At 72.4% G+C, this 8277-nt stretch carries 7 protein-coding genes; all 7 read right to left on the bottom strand.

Annotated features, from left to right (window positions below; all coding sequences use genetic code 11):
• Positions 1-405: 405 nt before the first annotated feature.
• On the bottom strand, positions 406-1212 hold the full coding sequence (gene dapB, locus ACK586_RS16245) for a 4-hydroxy-tetrahydrodipicolinate reductase (RefSeq protein WP_409331530.1): 807 nt from the start codon (positions 1210-1212) through the stop codon (positions 406-408).
• A gap of 47 nt (positions 1213-1259) precedes the next feature.
• Positions 1260-1625, bottom strand: coding sequence for a VanZ family protein (locus tag ACK586_RS16240; protein WP_409331529.1), 366 nt, complete (start codon positions 1623-1625; stop codon positions 1260-1262).
• Entirely contained in the window at positions 1625-2995 is a 1371-nt protein-coding gene (locus ACK586_RS16235) for a M16 family metallopeptidase (RefSeq protein ID WP_409331528.1), read from the bottom strand. The genes ACK586_RS16240 and ACK586_RS16235 overlap by 1 nt, the downstream gene beginning before the upstream one ends.
• Before the next feature lie 11 nt (positions 2996-3006).
• Positions 3007-5301 (bottom strand): polyribonucleotide nucleotidyltransferase, encoded by a 2295-nt coding sequence (locus tag ACK586_RS16230; RefSeq protein WP_409331527.1) that lies wholly within the window; start codon positions 5299-5301, stop codon positions 3007-3009.
• Between the two features lie 276 nt (positions 5302-5577).
• Positions 5578-5847 (bottom strand): 30S ribosomal protein S15, encoded by a 270-nt coding sequence (gene rpsO / locus ACK586_RS16225; RefSeq protein WP_409331526.1) that lies wholly within the window; start codon positions 5845-5847, stop codon positions 5578-5580.
• Between the two features lie 229 nt (positions 5848-6076).
• Positions 6077-7042: a bifunctional riboflavin kinase/FAD synthetase gene (locus ACK586_RS16220; RefSeq protein ID WP_409331525.1), complete on the bottom strand. Its 966-nt coding sequence runs from the start codon at positions 7040-7042 to the stop codon at positions 6077-6079.
• A 1-nt stretch (position 7043) separates the two neighbouring features.
• Positions 7044-8277 (bottom strand): branched-chain amino acid aminotransferase (locus ACK586_RS16215; RefSeq protein WP_409331524.1); only part of this gene is annotated, 1234 nt, incomplete at its 5' end.

Raw genomic sequence — 8277 nt, 5'->3', positions numbered from 1 at the left:
TCAAACTCTCCGTAGATGAATTCGATACATGGCCGAGAACCGCGAGCTGACACTCGCGACATCATCAACCAAAGGAATCCCAGCACCATCCCACCCACAAAGAGCAGAACAGTGCACGGGGTATTACTTGGCACTGACTTTCGGCACGCTGTTGAGTTCTCAAGGAACGGACGCGCGAAGAACCAGACCCCTGTGCGGGGCCCTCGTCAACTGCGGCTTGTCCCACTGTACGCCAGTCCGGGAGGGGCGCGACCCCGGGGGGTCTTCGCTCCGCTCCGCGGCCCTCTCGGGCCGCGCTGGCGACATGGAGAAGCATACACGCCTCTCAGCGGGTCTGCACGCAGGGGGTCCCCGCCCGGGTTCGCGGGACGGCGCCGGTGCGCTGCTGAGGCGGGGAAGCCCGGTTCAGAGGCCCAGGAAGCCCTCGATGCCGACGGTCAGACCCGGCCGCCGGCGCACCTCCCGGACGGCGAGCAGCACGCCCGGCATGAAGGACGCCCGGTCGTAGGAGTCGTGGCGCAGCGTCAGGGTCTCCCCCTCGGCGCCCATCAGCACTTCCTGGTGGGCGACCAGTCCGGTGAGGCGCACCGCGTGCACGTGGACACCGTCGACGTCGGCGCCACGGGCACCGGCGAGGGAGTCCGAGGTCGCGTCCGGCGAGGCGGGCATCCCTGCGGCGCGCCGCGCGTCGGCCACCAGGCGGGCGGTCCGGACCGCCGTCCCGGACGGCGCGTCCACCTTGTTCGGGTGGTGCAGCTCCACGATCTCGGTGGAGGGGAAGAAGCGGGCGGCCTCCTGCGCGAAGCGCATCAGCAGGACGGCGCCGATGCCGAAGTTGGGGGCGATCACCACCCCGAGCTCGGGCTTGGGCTCCAGCCAGCCGCGCACGGTGTCCAGCCGTTCCTGGTCGAAGCCCGTCGTCCCCACCACGCAGTGGATGTCCTGGTCGATGCAGAAGCGGATGTTGTCCATGACGACGTCGGGCCGGGTGAAGTCGACGACCACCTGGGCGCCGGCATCGGCGACGTTGAACAGCCAGTCCCCCGCGTCGACCATGGCGACGAGCTCCATGTCGTCCGCGGCGTTCACGGCCTTGACCACCTGGGCGCCCATCCGCCCGCGCGCGCCGAGCACGCCCACCGAGACCAGGGGCGACTCGCCTGCTCCGGTGCTGGGTTGCTGCGGGCCGGCGGCGGGAGAGGCGGTGGTCACCGGCTCAGGTTTCCCGTCGGCCGCGCGAGACGCAAGACGCCGTCCGCCTACCGGGACGCTCGGCCGCGCGCGATGCCCGCCCAGGCCAGGAGCCCGAGCGCCACCCCGAGCACGTCGGCGAGCCAGTCGCCGACGGAGCCGGACCGGTCCAGCGGGGCCAGGGCCTGCACGACCTCGCTCACCAGCGCGTAGCCCGTCAGCAGGAGCGCGAGCAGCCGTGCCGGGACCCCCGCCCAGCGCCCGGCCACCGCCAGCGCGGCGAACAGCACGACGTGGACCACCTTGTCCACGCCGAAGAACGCCGGGGGGACGTCGTCACCCGGGGTGAACAGCACCGCGAGGGACACCAGGAACGTGACGGCGAGGACGCCGCGGGACAGCGTCCCGTGGACGGCCAGGGCGGAACGGGTCATCAGAGCCGGTCGAGGTCGGACTCGCGGTAGGGACCGACGACCGCCAGGCACGTAGGCCGGGTCAGCAGGTCCGTGGCGACGGTGCAGACCTGTTCGGGGCCCACCGCGTCGATCCGGGCCAGCACCTCGCGCACGGGCACGTACTCCCCGTGCGAGAGCTCGCTCTTGCCGAGCCGGGTCATCCGCGAGCCGGTGTCCTCCAGCCCCAGGACCAGCCCGCCGCGCAGCTGACCGCGGCCGCGGGCGACCTCCTCCTCGGTGAGCCCGTCGGCGGCCACCCGCGCCAGCTCCTCGCGGACCAGCCGCAGGACCTCGGGCACGCGCTTGGGCGAGCAGCCCGCGTACACCGAGAACGCGCCGGTGCCCGCGTAGTGGGTCAGCGCCGACCCGACGCTGTAGACCAGGCCGCGCTTCTCCCGGATCTCCTGGAACAGCCGGGAGCTCATGCCGCCGCCGACCGCGGTCTCCAGGACCGCGGCGGCGTGCCGGCGCTCGTCGTGCCGGCCGATGCCCACGCTGCCCAGGAGCAGGTGGGTCTGCTCGGTGCGCCGGCGGATGAGGCCCGCGGAGCGCGCCGGCCGGTCGAGGACGGCGTCCTCCCCCGTCCGCAACGGTGCCGGCGCGGAACGGGCGGTCAGCCGCTCGCCGAATGCACGGTGCACCAGCTCGAGCACCTGCTCGTGGGTCACGCGTCCGGCGGCGGTCACGACGATCGAGGGGACGGCGTAGCGGCTGCGATACCAGCCGTCGACGTCGTCGCGGGTCAGCGACTCGATCGACTCGACCGTCCCCAGCACCGAGCGGCCCAGCGCGGATCCGCCGAACAGCGTCTCGGCGAACAGGTCGTGCACCGCGTCGGCCGGCTCGTCGTCGCGCATGGCGATCTCCTCGAGGACGACCGTGCGCTCGCTCTCGAGGTCGTCGGCGGTGTTGAGCGCGTCGCTGACCAGGTCACCGAGGATCTCCACGGCCAGCGGGAGGTCGCTGGCGAGCACGTTGGCGTAGTAGCAGGTGTGCTCCTTGGCGGTGAAGGCGTTCATCTCACCGCCCACCGCGTCCATCGCCGTGGCGATCTCCAGCGCCGACCGGGTCCGGGTGCCCTTGAAGAGGAGGTGCTCCAGGAAGTGCGAGGAGCCGGCCAGGGCATCGGTCTCGTCGCACGAGCCGACGCCCACCCAGATCCCGACGGTCGCCGAGAGCACCCCGGGCATGGTCTCGGTGAGCACCCGCAGGCCGCTGGGCAGGCGGGTGCGCTCGACCCGGCCGCCGACGTCGTCGACGTCCAGCACCTCCGTGAACCCGGCCGGGGCCGGGGCCGACGCGGCTGCGTCGGTCCCGGCCCCGGGGGTCGCTACGTGCTCGGCAGGCATGCGCCCCGCGCTCACGCGTCCTGCGGCGCGGCCTCGGCAGGAGCGGCCTCGGCCGCGTCGCCGGCGCCGTCACCCTCGCCCTCGGCCGCCACCGGGACCAGGCTGATCTTGCCGCGGGCGTCGATGTCGCTGATCTCGACCTGCAGCTTGTCGCCGACGTTCACCACGTCCTCGACCTTGCCGATCCGCTTGCCGCCACCGAGCTTGCTGATGTGCACCAGCCCGTCCTTGCCCGGGAGCAGGGAGACGAAGGCGCCGAAGGGGGTCGTCTTGACGACCGTGCCGAGGAACCGCTCGCCGACCTTGGGCATCTGCGGGTTGGCGATGGCGTTGATCCGGTCCACCGCGGCCTGGGCCGAGGGGCCGTCGGAGGCGCCGACGTAGATGGTGCCGTCGTCCTCGATGGTGATGTCCGCACCGGTCTCGTCCTGGATCGCGTTGATCATCTGGCCCTTGGGGCCGATGACCGCGCCGATCTTGTCGACCGGGATGCGCACCGTGGTGACCCGCGGCGCGTACGGGCTCATCTCGTCGGGGCCGTCGATGGCCTCGCCCATGACGTCGAGGATGTGCAGCCGGGCCGCGCGGGCCTGGGTCAGCGCACCGGCGAGGACGTCGGAGGGGATGCCGTCGAGCTTCGTGTCCAGCTGCAGGGCCGTCACGAACTCCTTGGTGCCGGCGACCTTGAAGTCCATGTCACCGAAGGCGTCCTCGGCGCCGAGGATGTCGGTCAGCGCGACGTACTCGGTCGTGCCGTCGACCTCGTCGGAGACCAGGCCCATCGCGATGCCGGCGACCGGCGCCTTGAGCGGGACGCCGGCGTTGAGCAGCGCCAGGGTGGAGGCGCAGACCGAGCCCATGGACGTCGAGCCGTTGGAGCCCAGCGCCTCGGACACCTGCCGGATCGCGTAGGGGAACTCCTCGCGGTCGGGCAGCACCGGCAGCAGCGCCCGCTCGGCGAGCGCGCCGTGGCCGATCTCGCGACGCTTGGGCGAGCCCACCCGACCGGTCTCGCCGGTGGAGTACGGCGGGAAGTTGTAGTTGTGCATGTACCGCTTGCGCGTCTCGGGCGACAGCGTGTCCAGCTGCTGCTCCATGCGGAGCATGTTCAGCGTGGTGATCCCCAGGATCTGGGTCTCGCCACGCTCGAACAGCGCCGAGCCGTGCACCCGCGGGACGACCTCCACCTCGGCCGACAGCGGCCGGATGTCGGTGACGCCGCGGCCGTCGATGCGGACCTTGTCGCGCAGGATGCGCTGGCGGACGACCTTCTTGGTGACCGAGCGGAAGGCGGCCGAGACCTCCTTCTCGCGGCCCTCGAACCGGTCGGCCAGGGCGGCCTTCACGGCCTCCTTGAGCTCGTCGGTGGCGGTCTCGCGCTCCTGCTTGCCGGCGATCGCCTGCACCTCGGCGAGCTTCGCCGCGGCCTCGGCCTCGACGGCGGCGTACACGTCGTCGGAGTACTCCAGGAAGCGCGGGAAGTCGGCGACCGGCTTGGCGGCCTTCCCGGCCATCGCGGACTGCGCGTCGCACAGCGCCTTGATGAACGGCTTGGCGGCCTCGAGGCCCTGCGCCACGACCTCCTCGGTCGGCGCGGTGGCGCCGCCGGCGACCAGCTCGATCGTCTTCTCGGTCGCCTCGGCCTCGACCATCATGATCGCGACGTCGCCGTCGGGCAGGACCCGGCCGGCCACGACCATGTCGAACACGGCCTCCTCGAGCTCCGTGTGCGTCGGGAAGGCGACCCACTGACCGCGGATCAGCGCGACCCGGGTGGCGCCGACCGGGCCGGAGAACGGGAGGCCCGACAGCTGGGTGGAGGCCGACGCGCCGTTGATGGCGAGCACGTCGTAGAGGTGCGCCGGGTCCAGCGACATGACGGTGATGACGACCTGGACCTCGTTGCGCAGGCCCTTGGCGAAGGTCGGGCGCAGCGGCCGGTCGATCAGGCGGCAGGTGAGGATCGCGTCCTCGGACGGGCGGCCCTCGCGGCGGAAGAACGAGCCGGGGATGCGCCCGGCCGCGTACATGCGCTCCTCGACGTCGACCGTCAGCGGGAAGAAGTCGAAGTGCTCCTTGGGCTGCTTCCCGGCCGTGGTGGCCGACAGCAGCATGGTGTCGCCCATGGTGACGACGACGGAGCCGGCGGCCTGCTTGGCCAGCCGGCCGGTCTCGAAGGTGATGCTGCGGCTGCCGAAGCTGCCGTTGTCGATGACCGCGGTGGCGGTGGTGACCCCGTCCTCGGGGTCGAACTCGGCGGCCGTGCTGTTGGCGCCGAAGCTGCTGCTGGTGGTGGGTGCGGACACGCTGTCCTCTTCCTACGTCGCATGCGGCGACGTCCTCTATTGGCGCTCCCGCGCCGGATGTCCTCGTGTGGCGCCCTGCGCCGACTGCGTCCGGGGCGACCGGTCTTCGATCGAAACCCCCGGGTGTGCGTTCCCCGGTGACGGGGACGGCATGCCCGGGGGCCACCACCGAGGACCGGACCGCGTCTGGCCGGATCGGCCGGAGGCCGGGGTCCGTGCGGCGGGTGCCGCACGGACGAGGGGACCGTCCCGAACCGGGACGGTCCCCTCGACGTGCTAGCGGCGCAGACCCAGCCGCTCGATGAGCGAGCGGTACCGGTTGATGTCGGTCTTCGCCAGGTAGTTCAGCAGCCGGCGACGACGGCCGACCAGCAGGAGCAGACCCCGCCGGCTGTGGTGGTCGTGCTTGTGCTGCTTGAGGTGCTCGGTGAGATCGCTGATCCGACGCGTGAGCATCGCGACCTGGACCTCGGGGGAGCCGGTGTCGTTCTCGACCGTGGCGTACTCGGTCATGATCTGCTTCTTCATCGCGCTCTCGAGCGCCATCGGTCGCCTCCCGGCGGGCAGGTGTGCGCCCCCGGTCTGAATCACGGGGGCAGGTGGACACACGTCAGGTCCTGGACCTGACGCCCCATCGTACGCGGTCCTCCGGACCGCACCGCGATGACATGGTCGCCCGACCGGACGACACCGCGGCCAGGAGCCGTCCCCGACCTGCGCGGAGCCCCACCCGTCACTCCTCGCGGACCCCTCCGGGGCCCACTCGTCGCGACGATCAGATGCGCGGCCCCATACCCAGGATCGCGCGGGCGTCGACGAGGTCCTGGTCCATCTGCGTGATGAGGTCCGGCATCCCGGTGAAGCGCACCTGGCCGCGCAGCCGGGCGGTGAACTCGACGCCGCAGTGCTCGCCGTAGAGGTCGCCGTCCCAGTCGATGAGGTGGGCCTCGACGGTGCGGCGGGTGCCGTCGAAGGTGGGATTGGTGCCGACGGAGATGGCGGCGGGGAACCGGGCGCCGCTGGCGCCCTCGACGTCGCGCAGCACGAAGTGCCCCACGTACACGCCGTCGGCCGGGATCGCGGTGTACGGGGCGCTCTCCACGTTGGCCGTCGGGTACCCCATCTGGCGGCCCCGGCGGTGCCCGCGGACGACGACGCCGTCGACCCGGTGCGGCCGGCCCAGCGCGGCCGAGGCCGACTGCATGTCCCCCGCCGCGACGCAGGCCCGCACGTAGGTGGAGGAGATGGTGAGCTCCTCCTCCTCGGCCAGGCTGGCCAGCCCGACCCCCTCGACCGAGAACCCGAAGCGCCGGCCCTCGTCGGTCAGCGTCTCCACCGTCCCCGCGGCCCGGTGCCCGTAGGTGAAGTTCTGCCCGACGACGACGTGCGAGGCGTGCAGGGTCGAGGCGAGGACGGTGTGCGTGAAGGACTCCGGCGACAACCGCATCAGGTCGGGGGTGAACGGGAGCACGCACATCGCGTCGACCCCGAGCTGCTCGACCAGCTCGGCCTTGCGGTCCAGCGAGGTGAGGATCGCCGGGTGGGACCCGGGCCGGACGACCTCGGCCGGGTGCGGGTCGAACGTCAGCAACAGGCACGGCCGGCCGAGCGAGCGGGCACGCGCCACCGCCGCGCCGATCAGCTTCTGGTGACCGCGGTGCACCCCGTCGTACATGCCGATGGTGACGACGGTGCGGCCGAGATCACCGGGGACGGCGTCGAGCCCGCGCCAGCGCAGCACCTCAGGAGACCCGGTGCAGCCAGCCGTGGGTGTCGGGCACCCGGCCGTGCTGGATGTCGAGCAGGTGCTCGCGCAGCCGCATCGTCAGCGGACCGGGGCTGCCGTCGCCGACGGTGAAGTCACCGGTGCGGGCCTTGACCTCGCCCACCGGCGTGATGACCGCGGCGGTGCCGCAGGCGAACGTCTCGGTGACGGTGCCGTCGGCGACGCCGGCCCGCCACTCGTCGACGCTGAACTTCCGCTCGGTGACCCGGTGACCGAGCTCGCGCGCCACCGTGATCAGCGAGTCCCGGGTGATGCCGGGCAGCAGGGTGCCGGTGAGCTCCGGTGTCACGAGTTCGGCGGCTCCGCCGTCAGCGCCGGAGCCGAGGACGAAGAACAGGTTCATCCCGCCCATCTCCTCGACCCAGCGCTTCTCGTGCGCATCGAGCCACACGACCTGGTCGCAGCCGGCCTCGATGGCCTGCTCCTGGGCCAGCAGGCTGGCGGCGTAGTTGCCGGCGCACTTGACGTCGCCGGTACCCCCGGGGGCGGCCCGGATGTAGTCCTCGGAGAGGTACACCGACACCGGGTGCACGCCGCGCGGGAAGTAGGCCCCGGCCGGGCTGGCGATGACGAGGAACAGGTACTCGTGGGCCGGCCGCACACCGAGGAAGGGCTCGGTGGCCAGCTGGTAGGGACGCAGGTAGAGGGTCTGGTCCGGGCCGGTGGGCACCCAGTCCCGGTCGGCGTCGACGAGGGCGTCGACGGCGGACAGGAAGGCCTCCTCCGGCACCGGCGGCATCGCCAGGCGGCGGGCGCCGCGGGCGAAGCGCGCGGCGTTGGCCTCGGGGCGGAAGGTCGCGACGCTGCCGTCGGGCTGGGCGTAGGCCTTCAGGCCCTCGAAGATCGACTGCGCGTAGTGCAGCGCGGCGGTGGCCGGATCCATCTGCAGCGGCGCGTAGGCGGTCAGCCGGGCGTCGTACCAGCCCTCACCGACGCGGTAGCGCGCCACGAACATCGAGTCGGTGAAGTAGCGACCGAAGCCGGGGTCGTCCAGGAGCTGCTGCCGCTCGGCGGCCGGACGGCGCCGGATCTCCTCCACCACGACCGGCACGCCCTCGGTGAAGACCCGGGGAGAGGTACGGCTGTCGGCGAGGGTGTCGGTCATGGCTCCCACCTGCGTGTCGGGCGGACCGCCGGTGCTGCGGCCCGCCCGCTCACAGTAGTCCGGCGGCGGGCCGCCGCCGTCGGGC

It is taken from the genome of Trujillonella humicola (genome assembly GCF_046233715.1).
GTDB lineage: Bacteria > Actinomycetota > Actinomycetes > Mycobacteriales > Geodermatophilaceae > Trujillonella > Trujillonella humicola.
The sequence above is the reverse complement of the archived record's forward strand: the minus strand, read 5'-3'. Positions and strand labels throughout refer to the sequence as shown.